This is a genomic window from Streptomyces sp. NPDC054847 (assembly GCF_053610925.1).
This window is the reverse complement of the sequence record NZ_JBSGZJ010000040.1, coordinates 1-16,345: the sequence shown is the minus strand read 5'-3', so window position 1 is coordinate 16,345 and position 16,345 is coordinate 1. Positions and strand designations below refer to the sequence as shown.

13 protein-coding genes are annotated in these 16,345 nt (G+C 70.2%); 7 read left to right on the top strand and 6 right to left on the bottom strand.

Features of this window, described 5'->3' with window-relative positions:
- Positions 1-57 precede the first annotated feature (57 nt).
- The gene (locus ACWGH4_RS07465; protein ID WP_453456916.1) at positions 58-1,812 is read right to left on the bottom strand and encodes a BCCT family transporter; all 1,755 of its coding nucleotides are present in this window, start codon (positions 1,810-1,812) and stop codon (positions 58-60) included.
- 112 nt (positions 1,813-1,924) lie between these two features.
- A complete protein-coding gene (locus tag ACWGH4_RS07460) occupies positions 1,925-3,211 on the bottom strand; it encodes a M14 family metallopeptidase (RefSeq protein WP_453456882.1) in 1,287 nt (428 codons plus the stop codon).
- 359 nt (positions 3,212-3,570) lie between these two features.
- Here ACWGH4_RS07460 and ACWGH4_RS07455 point away from each other — a divergent pair, with 359 nt between their 5' ends.
- Positions 3,571-4,596 (top strand): substrate-binding domain-containing protein, encoded by a 1,026-nt coding sequence (locus tag ACWGH4_RS07455; RefSeq protein WP_441261939.1) that lies wholly within the window; start codon positions 3,571-3,573, stop codon positions 4,594-4,596.
- A 37-nt stretch (positions 4,597-4,633) separates the two neighbouring features.
- Here the strand turns inward: ACWGH4_RS07455 and ACWGH4_RS07450 are convergent, their stop codons facing one another.
- Entirely contained in the window at positions 4,634-7,411 is a 2,778-nt protein-coding gene (locus ACWGH4_RS07450; protein WP_453456879.1) for a glycosyl hydrolase, read from the bottom strand.
- A 241-nt stretch (positions 7,412-7,652) separates the two neighbouring features.
- On the opposite strand from ACWGH4_RS07450, the gene ACWGH4_RS07445 reads away from it, so the two are divergent.
- The 4 genes from ACWGH4_RS07445 to ACWGH4_RS07430 all read left to right on the top strand — a co-directional run bounded on the left by ACWGH4_RS07445 (position 7,653) and on the right by ACWGH4_RS07430 (position 12,369).
- Complete coding sequence (locus tag ACWGH4_RS07445; protein ID WP_453456875.1) at positions 7,653-8,957, top strand: ABC transporter substrate-binding protein; 1,305 nt, start codon at positions 7,653-7,655, stop codon at positions 8,955-8,957.
- A 108-nt stretch (positions 8,958-9,065) separates the two neighbouring features.
- Complete coding sequence (locus ACWGH4_RS07440; protein ID WP_441261936.1) at positions 9,066-10,013, top strand: ABC transporter permease subunit; 948 nt, start codon at positions 9,066-9,068, stop codon at positions 10,011-10,013.
- Positions 10,010-10,918, top strand: a complete 909-nt coding sequence (locus ACWGH4_RS07435) for a carbohydrate ABC transporter permease (protein WP_453456871.1) — start codon at positions 10,010-10,012, stop codon at positions 10,916-10,918. The genes ACWGH4_RS07440 and ACWGH4_RS07435 overlap by 4 nt, the downstream gene beginning before the upstream one ends.
- A gap of 50 nt (positions 10,919-10,968) precedes the next feature.
- Positions 10,969-12,369: a GH1 family beta-glucosidase gene (locus ACWGH4_RS07430; protein ID WP_441261934.1), complete on the top strand. Its 1,401-nt coding sequence runs from the start codon at positions 10,969-10,971 to the stop codon at positions 12,367-12,369.
- Here the strand turns inward: ACWGH4_RS07430 and ACWGH4_RS07425 are convergent.
- The 3 genes from ACWGH4_RS07425 to ACWGH4_RS07415 form a co-directional block, all read right to left on the bottom strand.
- The gene (locus ACWGH4_RS07425) at positions 12,344-13,219 is read right to left on the bottom strand and encodes an oxygenase MpaB family protein (RefSeq protein WP_453456867.1); all 876 of its coding nucleotides are present in this window, start codon (positions 13,217-13,219) and stop codon (positions 12,344-12,346) included. The genes ACWGH4_RS07430 and ACWGH4_RS07425 overlap by 26 nt on opposite strands.
- Positions 13,220-13,310: 91 nt before the next feature.
- Complete coding sequence (locus tag ACWGH4_RS07420; RefSeq protein WP_453456865.1) at positions 13,311-13,517, bottom strand: DUF397 domain-containing protein; 207 nt, start codon at positions 13,515-13,517, stop codon at positions 13,311-13,313.
- A complete protein-coding gene (locus ACWGH4_RS07415) occupies positions 13,514-14,359 on the bottom strand; it encodes a helix-turn-helix domain-containing protein (protein WP_453456863.1) in 846 nt (281 codons plus the stop codon). Before ACWGH4_RS07415 ends, ACWGH4_RS07420 begins: the two co-directional genes overlap by 4 nt.
- Positions 14,360-14,584: 225 nt before the next feature.
- Here ACWGH4_RS07415 and ACWGH4_RS07410 point away from each other — a divergent pair, with 225 nt between their 5' ends.
- A complete protein-coding gene (locus ACWGH4_RS07410; RefSeq protein WP_453456860.1) occupies positions 14,585-15,043 on the top strand; it encodes an N-acetyltransferase family protein in 459 nt (152 codons plus the stop codon).
- A gap of 120 nt (positions 15,044-15,163) precedes the next feature.
- Complete coding sequence (sph, locus tag ACWGH4_RS07405) at positions 15,164-16,165, top strand: sphingomyelin phosphodiesterase (protein WP_453456857.1); 1,002 nt, start codon at positions 15,164-15,166, stop codon at positions 16,163-16,165.
- The last annotated feature ends 180 nt before the right edge of the window (positions 16,166-16,345 follow it).

Sequence of the window (16,345 nt, the reverse complement as noted above, 5' to 3'; positions counted from 1 at the left end):
CTCGTCGCCCACGGTCGCTGCCGCCCGCGCCGGTGAATCCCGCTCAGGCCGGATTCGTCAGCCCTGGTCCGGGCGGTCCTTGCGCCGTTCCGGGTCCTCGTCCGACTCCGGCGGGGTCTCCTCCTCGACGGGGATCTGGCCCGCCTCCGGGCCGGTTCCCGGGCCGATGCGGATCTCGAACTCGCCCGCGTACTTCTCGTGTCCCGCGATCACCGCGGTCTCCACCGCCTCCTCGGCGATCTCGCCCCGGACGATCAGCGGGTCCTGGCGCAGGTCGCGCATGAGGGCCACGCACATACCGATCATCACCAGCACGAACGGCGCCGCGACAAGGATCGTCAGGTGCTGAAGGCCGGCGAGCGCGTCACCCTTGCCCTCGCCGACGAGCAGCATCACGGCGGCCACCGCGCCGGTCACCACGCCCCAGAAGATGACGACGACCCGCGCCGGTTCGAAGGTGCCCTTCTGAGACAGCGTGCCCATCACGATCGACGCGGCGTCGGCGCCCGACACGAAGAAGATGCCGACGAGGACCATCACCAGGAGGCTCATCACCGAGGCGATCGGGAACTCCTGGAGCACGCCGAAGAGCTGACCCTCCGGTGTCGTCTCGTCGCCCAGCCTGCGCTGTTCCTGAAGCTTCATCGCGGTGCCGCCGAAGACGGCGAACCAGACCAGGCTGACCGTGCTCGGCACCAGGATGACGCCGCCGACGAACTGACGGATGGTTCGGCCGCGGCTGATGCGCGCGATGAACATGCCGACGAAGGGCGTCCACGAGATCCACCAGGCCCAGTAGAAGACCGTCCAGCTGCTCAGCCAGTCCGCGACGTCACCGCCGCCGGTCGCCGCCTCCGTCCGGCCCGCGAGCTGCGGCAGTTCTTCGAAGTAGGAGGCGAGCGAGGTGGGAATCAGGTCCAGTACGAGGATGGTGGGTCCGGCGACGAAGACGAACAGGGCGAGCACGATCGCCAGCACCATGTTGGTGTTGGACAGCCACTGGATGCCCCGCTCCACACCCGACACGGCCGAGAACACGAAGCACACGGTCAGCACCGCGATGATGGAGATGAGCAGTCCCGTACCGGCCTTCTCCATCCAGCCGAGTTCCTGGAATCCGCTGCCGATCTGCAGGGCGCCGAGGCCCAGCGACGTCGCGGAGCCGAAGAGCGTGGCGAAGATCGCCAGGACGTCGATCACCCGGCCCGGCGCCCCCTCTGCCCGCTTCTTGCCCATCAGCGGCTCGAAGACGGCGCTGATGTTCTGCCGCCTGCGGCGCCGGAACGTGCTGTAGGCGATGGCGAGGCCGACCACCGCGTAGATCGCCCACGGGTGCAGGGTCCAGTGGAAGAGCGTGGTCGCGAGAGCGGTCTCCATCGCGTCCGCCGAGTCGATCGGGTCGGTGCCCGGCGGCGGCGTCGTGTAGTGCGCGAGCGGTTCGCTGACTCCGTAGAACATCAGGCCGATGCCCATGCCCGCGCTGAACATCATCGCGACCCAGGAGACGGTGCGGAACTCCGGTCCCTCGTGCTCCTGTCCGAGCGGGATCCGGCCGTAGCGGCTGATGGCGAGCCACAGTGCGAAGACCACGAAGCCCGAGGCGGCCAGGACGAACGCCCAGCCGCCGTTGTGCATCAGGCCGTTCAGCAAGGTGTCGGAGGCGCTCTCCAGCGTCTCCGTGAACACCGAGCCCCAGAACACGAAGGCGAGTGTGAGCACCGCCGTCACGCCGAACACCACCCGGTCCGTGACGGGTGCTCTGTCTTCGTGCGGATGGCGGCCCGGTAGCGCCGCCTTGACGGGATACCACAGCCGTTTGCCCGGCTTTTCTACGTCGCGCGACACGGGGCACCTTTCATGATTCCGCGGAGCCTGATTTCACTCCCCGCTACCCCCTACCACACGAGTCACACTCCTCCCGGTATCAACAGGCTTCCACCGGTTCTCCCGTGATGATGCGATAGGCCGCACGGGTGTCGAGCAGCAGCGGGACCAGGTTCCGCAGGGACTGTCGCAGCGGTACGACGGCGCCGTCGGCGACGGGCCGGGCGAAGACGCCGTGGAGAGCGAGTTCGTCCTTGACCTCTGCGTACCGGCCGGCGTCGAGACGGTAGGCGCACGGCGGGTCCGCGATCGTCTCGTCCGGTTCCGCCGGGTCGTTGTCGGCGCCGCCCAGGTACACCGGTCCGCGGTCCGCGAAGCCCGTGCGCCGGGCCGCCGCGGTGGCGGCCTCGATCCGGCCGAGCCGCTCGGCACTGAAGGCGAACAGGCCGCTCAGAGCGGAGAGCTGGCTGCTGACCCGGCGGCGGTGATTGAGCGCCGGATCGGCCTTCTCCTGCGGGGTCAGGGCGTCGACGCGGCTCTCGATCAGCAGTCCCACCGCGTGCTTGAGGCCGCCGGCGTTGCGCAGGATGCGCTCCTGTCCGTCGCCCGCGGTCTGCCGGAGGGGCTCGCCGGTGACGGGGTCCGTCCAGATGCCGTAGGTGCCGGTGGAGTGGCCCGCACGGTTCGCGGCGGGCCGGACGTAGGTCCCGGACAGGGTCCGCGCCTCATGGTGCACGGCGGCGTCCGTGTTCAGGTTCCGGGGCCACAGGTCGAAAAGGTCCTTGTCGTAGTAGGGCGGTGTGGCGCCGTACTCGTGCAGGTCGTAGACGATGTCCGGCTGCCGGTCGCGGATGACGGCCGCGACGGCACGCCCTTCCGCGGTCTTCAGCGCGATGTGGTCGCGGTTGACGTCGACGCCGTCCGCGTTCCCCCGGGTGCCGGCGGCACGGCCGTCGGGATTGGCGGTGGGCAGGACGAGCAGGCGTGTGCGGGACAGCAGCCGACGGGTCGCCTCGTCGCGGGCGAACGCGAGGTCGCGGACGGTGGTCAGGCAGGCTTCGCGGCCTGCCGGCTCGTCGCCGTGCTGACTGCACATCAGCAGCACCGTGTGCGGGGACGTCTCGTTACCGAGGTGGACGAGCCGCAGCGGACGGCCCTGTACGGTCGTGCCGATCTGCTCGACGGACATCCGTTCAGCGGCGCGGTCGACGTCGGCGAGGAAGGCCCGTTCCTCCTCCTCACCGGTCCAGCGCGCGCCCCCGCTGTTCTCGAAGCCGGTACGGGGTGTGGTGTACGCCGCTTCGGCGGGGCCGGTGACCAGGGGCACCGCGAGCGCTGCGGCGGCTGCCGTCAGGGCGAGCGTGCGGACACGGATTCGGGTCGTCATTCGGATACTGCCTCCGGGGATCCGGTCCGGTACACGTATCGGCATGGCCCCGGAAAGGTACTCCGGCCGACTGCGCCGCGACAGGGGGCGGTCAACGACGGCTGCCCGTGGTGTGCTTGGGCCTGCCCGTCCGTCCGGCTCGCGGCAGATGTCCCGTCCGGACACAGTCTGCATGTCTTGGCACGGTGTGGCCGGCATCCACACTCCGCCGTGCCGCCGGGCACGGCCCGGGCCGCGGACCAGGGGGCGCCGCACTGGGAGCGCTCTCAGACTGTCGGCCGGGGCGGATATCCTGTCGGTATCGGATCATGCCACCGACCGGCGTGCCGGAGCACCGGAGCAGACGAGGAGCACCCGCCTTGACCGAGCAGACCACGGGGTCCCGCCCCACCCTGGAAGCCGTCGCGGCGCGCGCTGGCGTCTCCCGTGCCACGGCCTCCCGGGTCGTCAACGGGGGTGCGGGCGTGCGCGCACCCCTGGTCGACAAGGTGCGCAGGGCGGTCGAGGAGCTCGGCTACGTACCGAACCACGCGGCGCGCACCCTGGTCACCCGGCGCAACGGCGCGGTGGCGGTGATCATCGCGGAGCCGGAGTTCCGGATCTTCTCCGACCCCTTCTTCGAGCAACAGGTCCGGGGAATCAGCCGTGAGCTCACGGCGCACGACTCCCAGCTGGTGCTGCTGTGGGTGGAGGGCCCCGGAGACCATGACCGGATCGCCCGCTACCTCGGCGGCGGGCACGTCGACGGCGCGCTCGCCTTCTCCCTCCACAACGACGACCGACTGCCCGCGCTCATCAGCAGGACGAAGATCCCCACGGTCTTCGGCGGGCGTCCCGCCGCCGGTTCCGACCTGGCCGTGCCCTACGTGGACGCCGACAACCGCGGCGGCGCCCGGGAGGCGGTGCGTCATCTGGTCTCGCTGGGCCGCAGGAACATCGCGCACATCGCCGGCCCCCGCGACCAGACCTCCGCGCTGGACCGCATAGACGGCTACCACGACGTCCTGGTGGACGCCGACCCCGGCCTCTTCTGCCAGGGCGACTTCACCGAGGAGAGCGGTGCCCGGGCGATGGCCGAGCTGCTCGACCGCCGCCCGGACGTGGACGGCGTCTTCGTCTCCAACGACCTGATGGCGTCGGGCGCGCTGCGCACCCTGCGTGAGCGCGGCGTCCGGGTACCGGAGGACGTGGCCCTGGTCGGGTTCGACGACATGGCCTCGGTCGTCGGGACGACGGAGCCGCCCATGACCACGGTGCGCCAGGACGTCGAGGGCATGGGCAGGCTGATGGTCCGGCTGCTGATGAGGCTGCTGAACGAGGCGGGGGGCGACGCCCCCGCGTCCGTCATCACCCCGACAACACTGGTGCGGCGGGCATCGGCCTGACCTCCGACGCCCGCCGCGTTCCTGTGGGGGGAGCGGTTCAGCCGTAGGGGATCACCAGCACCGACTTGTCGGTCCCGGTCTGGAGCTTGGCGGTGCCGTTGCCGATGGCGCTCCACACCTCGAGGCGCACGGTGCCGCCGTTGAGGTTGCCGAGCGTCCCGGTGGAGGCCTTGAGGCCGCGGGAGTGTGCGTACTCCTCCCAGCCGGTGACCGGGTCGGTCGCGAAGTAGTGGTACGTCTCCGTCCGTTCGAAGGTGCCGTCGCCCGTGAGGTCGTAGCTGATGCGCGCCTGCTGGCCGAGTCCGACCGTGCTGCCCGCGTCGACCTGGAGGCGGAAGGCGGTGGACGCGCCCGGGGTGACGGTGCCGTTGACGCCCCGGATCTCGTAGACGAGCGGCTGGTGCGGGGTGCCGTCATGGTTGGCGCCGCCGGCGGAGGCGATGGTGTCGCTGCCCGCCGTGCCACCGGTGGCCGTGGTCAGCGTGCCTCCGCTGCGCAGCTGGAAGGTGTTGCCCGTCGGCGGATCCGGGTCGGGGTCGGGCTCGCCGCCGCCGGTCCCGGTGCCGGTCGCGGTGGAACGGGCGGGCACGGAGAGGGTCTTGCCGTCGGAGAAGGTCACCGTGCGGGCCGTGGCGCCGTGGTTGTGCGCGGCGTAGATCCGTGTGGTGCCCTTCGTGAAGACGGCGGACGTCGGGATGTTGCCGGTCACCGTGGTGTCGGGCGCGCCCAGCCGGTCGAGGGTGGAGATCCAGTGGTACGTGTGGGCCTTGGACTCGCCCTGCTCAGGGGCGTAGCCGGCGTGGCCCGCGTCCCACTTGGCCTTGGCCGCGGCGGGATCGGCCAGCGACTGGAACTCCCAGAGGATGTCGCGCCACTCGACGGCCGGGCCGCCGTTCTCGCGCTCCATCTCTGCGATGTTGCGCCGGATCGCGGCCTTCTCCCCACCGAGGTGGAGCGAACCGCCGGTCACGGGGAGGACGTTGATGCCGTGGATCTCCTCCGGGTTGGCGGTCCACCAGGTGGCGTAGGCGGCGCCGCTGCCCCAGACCATGCCGGCCGTGTCGTGGCCGAAGGAGGACGGGAAGACCTGCTCGTCGGCGTCGAACCAGTACTGGGCGATCGACTCCGCCTCCGTGGTCAGCAGATACGTGCCGAGGTCGCGCAGCGCGGTGTCACCGGTGGCCGAACCCCACAGGACCAGGGCGGCGCTGAGGTTGGTGGACTCGGAGGAGGACTCCTGGTTGTTGCCGGCGGCGAAGCCCTGGTGGCCGGAGGCCCAGCTGTGCCCGGCGTAGATGTCGAAGCCGCGCAGGAAGGGGAAGGCCGTGTCGGTGCGGCTCGCGTTGGCGGCGTCCCGCACCAGGGTCTTGACCATCCCGCCCCAGGCGGAGTCGGCGGCCCAGGCCTGGTCGTACTGGGCGACGATCGCCGCGGCGTACACGTAGTAGCTGTAGTGGAAGTGGTGGTCGTTGAGCTCGGTGTCGCTGCCGTAGGAGGCCGGGTAGCCGGTGAGGGTCTTCCAGTCCCTGTCGTAGCTGAACTCGTTCGCGCCGCCCGCGGTGAACCAGTCCTGGAGCCTGCCCTTGATCAGGCCGAGGAGCTTGTCGCGGGTACCGGTCTCACCGATCTGCTCGGCCACGGGCACGAGCTGGGCGAGACGGCCGAGCGCCTTGCCGGTCCAGTACGTGTCGGTGGCGCCTGAGAACGGGTCGGAGGCGTTCGCGACCTCGTTCAGATAGCCACGCAACCGGGCCGTGTCGACGGCGTCCGACTTCGGCAGGGCCGGCAGCACTGGGGAGGCCTTCTGGCTGGTGGTGAAGGATGCGGACTCCCGCACCTTCATGATGCCGCGCGGCGAGACGTAGGTGTGGGTCGTGAGCGGGTCCGTGGTGTTCAGCCACTGGTGGCGGTAGAGGGCCTGGAGTGTGCCGCGCTCGGTTCCCTCCTTGGCCTCCGTGGTGAGCGTGTACGTGGCCTTGACCGTGCCGCCGGTGTAGCTCCACGCGGCCTGGGAGCCGGTGACGAAGCTGTAGGCGTACTTCTTGTACGTCGCGAGCGCCCCCGTGGAGGGCAGGACGGCCACGGAGAAGTAGTCCTTGGAGCCGAGGCCCGCGGTGAGCGTGGATCCGGAGATGTTCCAGTCGCTGCCGGTCGGGGCGAAGAGGGCGTAGTGGTGTCCGGCGACGGTGATGCCGAGGACGTTGCCCTGGTCGGCGAAGACGGCGGGCGCGGCGGCGGTGGTGATCTGCGCGTTCCCGCCGGAGCCCTTGGCGTACACGAACGGCATGCCGTGGCCGATGGTGGTCCGCAAGGTGCGGGTGCCGTCGGACCAGTAGGGGGTGACCGTCCAGTCGGACCAGTCGTCGGCCTTGGTGTCCGGCGAGTTGAGGCCGGTCAGGCCGATGGTGAGGTCGCGCTTGTGGGCGAACTCGTACTGCCGGCCGTCGCCGACGATCGCGGGGGTGGTGGGGTAGCCCACGTCGAGCCCGCCGGCGGTGGCCTGGTAGGTGAGGGGGTGCCCGTACATGGGGGTCGAGTACGGGTTGTCGCCGTAGCGCTGGAAGGCGAGGGAGGACCACCAGTCGTTGGTGGGCACCGGCCAGCTCTTGGCCGCGGCGGTGACCTTGGGGGTGACCGGGGCTCCGGTGTTGGTGGTCGGCCCGGACGTGCCGGCGGGGCGGGTGTCGGAGTAGCTGCCGGAGCCTATGGGGACGGTGGCGGCGGCCGCGGGTGCGGCGGCCGGGCCCAGGCCGACAGCGGCCAGGGCTGAGGCCAGGACCAGCGCGGCGGCCGGCCTGGTGCGGGGGGCTGGCATGAACGGCACCTCAAGTCATCACGGGTAGGGGTGGCTGAGAGCGCTCTCAGATGGCCGAAACGTAAAACCCGCGAAACACAAGTGTCAATAGACCGAACACAGCTGGCAGTTGATACCCGAGTCCAGACCGTTATGTCTTCGAGTCTTGACGCGAAGAGTCACGTGAGGGCACGCTCCAAGCGCATATTTGAGAGCGCTCTCAAGCGCTCTCGTCCCACCCCGAAGCCAAGGGAGGCTTCCCATGCCCATAGCCAGAGCCGCCAAAAGGGCCGCCGTCCGCCTGGGTGCGGTCACGCTCGCCGGGGCCCTGCTCGCCGCCTGCGGGTCCGGCTCCTCGGACACGGCCTCCGACGGCGAGGGCGGGAAGGTCACGCTCACCGTCGACCTCTTCGGTTCCTTCGGCTACAAGGAGGCCGGCCTTTACGCGGAGTACCAGAAGCTGCACCCGAACATCACGATCAAGCAGACCGACACCGAGGACGAGGCCGACTACTGGAAGTCGTTGCAGACCCGGCTGGCCGGCGGCGGCGGTCTCGCGGACGTCCAGGGCATCGAGGTCGGCCGGATCGCGTCGGTCACCCAGCAGCAGGCCGACAAGTTCGAGGACCTGAAGAAGTACGGCGCGGACAAGCTGAAGAGCCAGTTCGCGGACGCCAAGTGGGCCGCCGCCACGACGAAGGACGGCGCCGTCCTCGGTCTCGGCACGGACGTGGGCCCCGAGGCCATGTGCTACCGCACCGACCTGTTCAAGCAGGCCGGGCTGCCCACCGACCGCGAGGAACTCGCGAAGAAGTGGTCGACCTGGGACGGCTACCTCGAGCTGGGCAAGCAGTACAAGGCCAAGGCACCCGCCAAGAGCGCCTGGCTGGACAGCGTCGGCAGCCTCTTCTCCATCATGATCGGCCAGGAGGAGGAGCGTTACTACGACGCCTCCGGAAAGCTGATCTGGGAGACCAACCCGGCCCTGAAGACCGCATGGGACACGTCCGTCAAGGCGGCCGAGAGCGACCTGAGCGCCAAGCTCGACCAGTGGTCTCCGCAGTGGAACCAGGCCTTCGCCGCCGGTTCCTTCGCCACCATCCCCTGCCCCGCCTGGATGCTCGGCTACATCAAGGGCCAGGCCGGTGACTCGGGCAAGGGCAAGTGGGACATCGCGAAGCTGCCCGGCGGCGCGGGCAACTGGGGCGGCTCCTACCTCTCCGTGCCGCGCGCGGCCAAGCACAAGAAGGAGGCGTACGAGCTGATCCAGTGGCTCACCGCCCCCGAGCAGCAGGCCAAGCTCTTCCAGAAGCAGGGCAACTTCCCCTCCTCCACCGGCGCGATCGAGAAGGTCGCCGGCGCCACCGACCCCTACTTCTCCGGCGCGCCGATCGGGCAGATCTTCGGTGACGCGGCCAAGGCGGCCCCGGTCCAGGTCCTCGGTGTGCACGACCAGAACGTCAACCAGCAGATCACCAACGCGCTGAGCGAGGTCGAACGCAAGGGCATCTCGTCCGAGAAGGCGTGGGGGAACGCGAAGAAGGGCGTCGAGAACACCATCGGCTGACGCCCGCCGAGCAGCTCCTTCGGGCCGGTCCGCATCCCGACCACTCCCCGCACCGGCCCGGCCCGAAGGCCCCCGCCCCGTACCGACTCATCCTCGAAGGGCCGCACCGTGACCCTCACCGCTTCCGCGAAGCCGGTCTCGCCGCCCCGGCCGCCGGCCGTGCGGCGCGCCTGGCGCAAGGTCTCGCCGTACGCCTACATAGCCCCGTTCTTCACGCTGTTCGCCGCCTTCGGGCTCTTCCCGCTGATCTACACGGCGTTCGTCTCGCTCTACCGGGTGGAGCTCCAGACGCCGGGCGACATGGAGTGGCGCGGGCTCGGCAACTACACCGCGCTTTTCGGCGACGAGTTCTTCTGGACCGCGCTGCGCAACACGTTCACCATCGGCGTCCTCTCCACCGTGCCGCAGCTGGTGATGGCACTGGGCCTGGCCCACCTGCTCAACTACCGGCTGCGTGGCCGCACCTTCCTGCGGACCGCGATGCTGCTGCCGTACGCCACCTCCGTGGCCGCCGCCACGCTCGTCTTCGCCCAGTTGTTCGGCCGTGACTTCGGACTCATCAACTATGTGCTGGGACTGGTCGGTTTCGGCCCGGTCGACTGGCAGACCGGCACCGTCGCCTCGCAGATCGCCGTCTCCACCATCGTCATCTGGCGCTGGACCGGATACAACGCGCTGATCTATCTGGCGGGCATGCAGTCCATCCCGAGCGAGCTCTACGAGGCGGCGGAGGTCGACGGCGCCTCACGGTGGCGGCAGTTCTTCCACGTCACGCTCCCGGGACTGCGCCCCACGATCCTGTTCACCGTGGTCGTCTCCACGATCGGCGCGACCCAGCTCTTCGGTGAGCCGCTGCTGTTCGAGGGCTCCATCTCCGGCGGCATCTCGCACCAGTACCAGACGCTCGGTCTGTACATGTACGAGCAGGGCTGGGGCTTCTTCCACCTGGGCCGTGCCGCCGCCATCGCCTGGGTGATGTTCCTGCTGATCCTGGTGCTCGTCGGGGCCAACGCCCTGATTGCGCGCCGTCGTTCCCGCAAGGAGGCCGGCCGATGACCGCGCTCGCCGAACCGCCGACGAAGCAGCCGGCCACCGAGAAGGCGCAGGCGCCGGGGCGCCGCGGGCGGAAGTCGGGTGCGGGCCGCACGATGAAGGGCGGCAAGCTCGCCTACGCCATCCTGATCGCCGCCGTGCTGGTCTCCGCGTTCCCGTTCTACTGGACGATCGTCGCCGCCAGCCGTTCCAATGCCGACCTGGCGAAGGTCCCGCCGACGCTGCTGCCCGGCTCCAACCTGATCCGCAACTTCGAGGCGGTGATGGAGGAGGCGGACATCGGCAAGGCGCTGATCAACTCCTTCATCGTCTCCGGATCCATCACCGTCGGCACCGTCCTGTGCTGCACGCTCGCCGGTTTCGCCTTCGCCAAACTGCGCTTCCGCGGCCGTGGCGCACTGCTCGCGATCACGGTCGGCACCATGATGATCCCGCCGCAGCTGGGCGTCATCCCGCTGTTCATGCTGATCGCCGAACTCCAGTGGGTGAACCAGCTCCAGGCGGTGATCCTGCCCGGGCTGGTGTCCGCCTTCGGTGTCTTCTTCATGCGTCAGTACCTCGTGCAGTCGCTGCCGGACGAACTGATCGAAGCGGCCCGCGTGGACGGCGCCTCCACCGCCAGGATCTTCTGGTCGATCGTGGTGCCGATCGCGCGGCCCGGCATGGCCGTGCTCGGCATGCTGACCTTCATGGCCGCCTGGAACGACTTCTTCTGGCCGATCGTCGCGCTCTCCTCGCAGGAACCGACCGTCCAGGTGGCGCTGCGCCAGCTCGGCGGCGGCTACGTCCACGACCAGTCCGTGATCATGGCGGGCACCCTGCTGGGCACGCTCCCGGTGCTGCTGGTCTTCGGCCTGCTCGGCCGCCAGATCGTCGGCGGCATCATGCAGGGCGCGGTCAAGGGCTGACCGATCCACCGCCTCCGCACCGACGTCTCACTCCTTGGGAGTTCCACCTCATGACCGCGCTCGACGCACGCCCCGACGCCACGACGACACTCCGGTTCCCCGCCGGGTTCCGCTGGGGCACCGCCACCGCCGCCTACCAGATCGAGGGCGCGGCCGCCGAGGACGGCCGCACGCCCTCCATCTGGGACACGTTCAGCCGTACCCCGGGAAAGGTCCGCAACGGCGACACCGGCGACATCGCCGCCGACCACTACCACCGGATGCACGAGGACGTCGCCCTCATGCGCCGCCTCGGTGTCACCGACTACCGGTTCTCGATCGCGTGGCCGCGGGTGCAGCCCACCGGCCGCGGTCCCGCCGTGCAGAAGGGCCTCGACTTCTACCGCCGGCTCGTCGACGAGCTGCGCGGCGCCGGCATCCGCCCGGTCGCCACGCTCTACCACTGGGACCTGCCGCAGGAGCTGGAGGACGCGGGCGGCTGGCCGCAGCGGGAGACCGCGCAGCGCTTCGGCGAGTACGCGGGGATCATGGCCGAGGCGCTCGGCGACCGGGTCGCGACCTGGACGACGCTCAACGAGCCGTGGTGCGCCGCCTTCCTCGGCTACGGCAGCGGGGAGCACGCCCCCGGCCGCACCTCTCCCCTGGCGTCGCTGCGCGCGGCGCACCACCTGAACCTGGCGCACGGCTGGGCCGCGCAGGTGCTGCGCGCCGAGCTGCCGCCGTCCGCCGAGGTGTCGCTGACGCTCAACCTCCACGCGGTGCGGGCACATTCCGACTCGGCCGCCGACCTGGACGCGGCCCGCCGTATCGACGCCGTGGGCAACCGCATCTTCCTCGACCCCGTCTTCCGCGGCCGGCTGCCCGAGGACCTCGTCAGGGACACCGCGCCGGTCACCGACTGGTCGTTCGTCCTCGACGGGGACCTGGACGTGACCTCCACGCCGATCGACTCGCTGGGCATCAACTACTACTCCCCCACCGTCGTCGCCGCGGGTTCCGGCGCGGCGGCCCCCTCCCCGTGGGCGGGCGCCGAGCAGCACGTCCGTTTCCTGCCCGCGCCCGGTCCGCGCACCGCGATGGACTGGCCGGTGGACGCCGACGGGCTGCACGAGCTGCTGATCCGGCTGCGCGACGACCTGCCGGGCGTACCCCTGGTGATCACCGAGAACGGCGCCGCGTACGACGACTACGCCGACCCGTCCGGCGAGGTGAAGGACCCCGAGCGGGTGGCCTACCTGCACGCACATCTGTCGGCGGTGCACCGGGCGATCGCGGACGGCGCCGACGTGCGCGGCTACTTCCTCTGGTCGCTGCTCGACAACTTCGAGTGGGCGTACGGCTACAGCAAGCGGTTCGGCATCGTGCACGTCGACTTCGCCACCCAGCGCCGCACGTTCAAGGACAGTGCGCGCTGGTACGCGTCCGTCATCGAGCGTGGGGGCCTGGTCTGAGCCGCTCCGCCCGGCGCGCCTCGCGCGCCAGGGGCAGGTAGCGCAGCCGCTCGGGGAGTACGGGAACCACGGCCCGTACGACCCGGGCGAAGCGCCGCAGCCGGCGCTCCTGCGTGTCGGTCCAGGGCAGGCCGATGGCCTCTCGGGCGTCCGGCGGCATCAGTCCGATGGTCATGAACCGGCGGAACCGGGCCAGCGGCGGGCGCAGCAGTGGCCACAGTGCGCGCAGCGCCGCTCGGACTGCCCGCGGTCCCCGGTCGGGCGGCGGAACGGGCTGGTCCACGTCCACCAGTTCCCGTACGACGACGGTGGCCTCCAGTTCGTCCGCCAGGACCTTGCGGTAGTAGGGCCAGAACTCCTCGATCGTCTGCGGCATGTCCCGGTCGTGGATGCCGAGTATCCGGCCGACCTGGAGCCATTCCGCGTACAGCTGCCGCTCCTCGGCCTCGGTGAGTTCACGCACCAGGTACCTGGCGGCGTGCCGGTACACGGGGAAGCCGGTGGCGTGGACCCAGGAGTAGTAGGCCGGACTCAGCGCGTGGTAGCGGCGGCCGTGCGCGTCGGTGCCCTGGATGGTGCGGTGCAGTTCGCGGAGCCTGCGGCCCTCTACGGCGGCCGCCTCGCCGCCGTAGATCCACAGCTGGAGCGAGCGCAGGGACCTTTCGCCGCGGCCCCAGGGGTCGGTGCGGAAGACGGAGTGCTCGTCGACACCCGCGCCGACGGCGGGATGGGCGACCTGCATGGTGAGCGCCGCGGGCAGCATCAACAGGGCCCGGACGTCACCGGCGAGGCCCCAGAGCACGCCTCCGGGCGGAGGCGGCAGGGGTTCGTCGCTGGTGGCGCGGCTCATCGGCTCTCCTGGGTGTGCCCGGTCGGTCACCTCCCAGTATGCGACCCGTACCGCAGGCGCCCGGCCGGCGTCGGGGGTACCGCGAGGGCGCCTACGCCGCGGCGAGTGACACGAAAGCGGCCCACTCGTCCCGACCGACCCGCAGCACGGGACCGTCATACGTCACCTTGGAGTCCCGTACGTACACGTCGCCCGGGCGGACGGCCACCTCCACGCAGTCGCCGCCACCTGACCCGCTGTAGCTGCTCTTGAACCAGCGCAGCCCGTCCACGTTCTCGGTCACCTGCTCCACGCTCATGTCTCCCCTGCCAGCCGTTCGATGAGCCGCGCAGACTCGACGCCGTTCAGAGCCTGCGATCGCAGCTTGCCATACCGCAACCCGAAGGCGCTCACCTCTGCCGGATCACCGACGACGCACCCGACTTCCTGGGACTCGATGTATCCGAGGTGCTGATGATCCTTCGTCTCCAGCATCACGAAGGGGCCGTTCAGTCCGGCATGGAACCCCGAGGCGGACGGCATGACCTGGACCTCGACGTTCCGCAACGTGCCGACGTCCAACAGCCGTTGCCATTGTCCTGCCATGGTCTCCGCATCACCTACGGGATTCCGCAGCGCCTCCTCACTCACGACGAACGACAGCTCCGCCGGCGGCACCCGTGTCAGCAGCTTCTGCCGGCTCAGCCTGGCCTCCGTGTGCTGGTCGATGATCTCCTCGCTCAGTGGCGGGCAGTGCCCCGCGAACACCGCCCGCGCGTAACCTTCCGTCTGCAGCAGGCCCGGTACCAGCAGTGGGTCGTACGAGAAGCGGCTCACCACCTCCGCCTCGATCAGCGCGAAGTTGCGGAAGAACTGCGGAAGCTTCGCCCGGTCCACCTCGTCCTGGAGCACTTCCAGCACGCCCCGCGCCTCCAGCACCCGGTCCGCCGCCACCGTGAAGGTCACCTTCGCCGGCCGACGCCCCTGCTCGACCGAGGCGACGTGCTCCAGCGAGTAACCGATGGCCTCCCCGAGCGCCTGCTGGTTCAACCCGGCCCGCTTCCGCAAGTGCTGGAGCAGCCGCCCGTACGCCGACCACGCCCCCGGCAGGTCGCTGCTCCCCGTGTTCTCCGCTGTGCGACCGTTCCGCGTGTCCCGCACCGTCCTCACGCCCTTCCGTCCCCGAGTTCACCCCGCTCGCACCCAGCGCACGCCAACCCCGTTGCACTCGGCCAGGGTTCAACGGGGTCCGCGATACCCGGGTCACGCCCGCCGACCCGTACAACTCCCGTACAGACCTGCCGTCTCCCCCTGCGCGCCCGGGCTCCCGCGGTGCGGCCAGGGCCGCGCCGGGTGGCGCACAGGGCCCCGGATAGCCTGCGCCACATGACGGATATCGTGATCAGGTCCGCCGTCGCGGACGACATCCCTGCCATCGTGGCCATGCTCGCCGACGACCCGTTGGGGGCGACCCGGGAGTCCCCCGACGACATGGAGCCCTATCGGACGGCGTACGAGCGGCTCCGGAGCGATCCGAACCAGTTCCTGATGGTGGCCGAGCGCGACGGGACCGTCGTCGGCACCCTCCAGCTGACCGTCGTTCCCGGCCTGTCGCGGCGCGGCAGCACCCGCTCGATCATCGAGGGCGTACGCGTCCACGGCTCGGAGCGCGGCCAGGGGCTCGGCCGGGTGCTGATGGAGTGGGCGATCGAGGAATCCCGCAAGCAGGGCTGCCGACTCGTCCAGCTGACCTCGGACGCGGCCCGCCCCGACGCCCACCGCTTCTACGAGCAACTCGGCTTTACCGGCTCGCATGTGGGCTTCAAGCTCCCGCTCGGCCCCTGACCGCCGTCCGGGAGACAGAAAGCGGGCACCTACCCATTACCAGAAGGTAACTACGGCTGCTTTGATGTGCGGCGCCGGTCCGTCGACCGGTGGAACCCCCCACCATGAACGGGAGATTCTGTGCCGCACATCGAGCTCCGCCGTGTCCCCGGCGCCGCCGTGTCCGCCGCCCTGTCCGCCGTGCTCGCCGCCACCGCACTCGCCGGCGCGGCGCCCACGGCCTCGGCCGCGCCCGCCGGGGCGACACCGGGCCTGAAGGTCCTCACGTACAACGCGTTCCTGTTCAGCAAGTCCCTCTACCCGAACTGGGGCCAGGACCACCGGGCCGCTGCCATACCGGCGGCCTCCTTCTTCCGGGGCAACGACGTCGTCGTGCTCCAGGAGGCGTTCGACAACTCCTCGTCCGACGCGCTGCTGCAGGGCGCCGCCGCCCAGTACCCGCACCGTACGCCGGTGATGGGCCGGAGCAAGGACGGCTGGGACGCGACCGGCGGCTCGTACTCCTCGACCACCCCGGAGGACGGTGGGGTCGCGGTCCTCAGCAAATGGCCGATCGTCCGCAAGGAGCAGTACGTCTACAAGGACGCGTGCGGCGCCGACTGGTGGTCGAACAAGGGCTTCGTCTACACGGTCCTCGATGTGAACGGCACCAGGGTGCACGTGGTGGGCACGCACGCGCAGTCCACCGACCCCGGCTGCGACGCGGGCGAGGCGGCCGAGATGCGCAGCCGTCAGTTCCGGGCGATGGACGCCTTCCTCGACGCCAAGAACATCCCGGCGTCCGAACAGGTCGTCGTGGCGGGCGACTTCAATGTGGACTCCCGCTCGGCCGAGTACACCTCGATGCTCGCCGACGCCGGCCTGGCCGGGGCGGACGCGCGGACCGGACACCCGTACTCCTTCGACACCGAGGAGAACTCGATCGCGGCGGAGCGCTACCCCGACGACCCGCGGGAGGACCTCGACCATGTTCTGCACCGTGCGGGGCACGCCAGGCCCTCCGGATGGACCAATGAGGTGATCAAGGAGGTCAGTGTGCCGTGGTCCGTCTCCAGTTGGGGCACCACGTACACGTACACGAATCTCAGCGACCACTATCCGGTGATTGCCTCCGGCCAGTAGGCGCAAGCCGCCGACGGCGGTCTTGTGTCTGTGTCAGGGCCATGTCACATTGAGTCCGCACTCCGGACTGGTCCAGTCCACTTTGCCGTCAGGCACCCCCCACACGGACTCGAATGAAGGAGAGGCCCCCCATGAGACGCACGCTTCGCGCGCGCATCTGCCTTCCCGCCCTGCTAATCC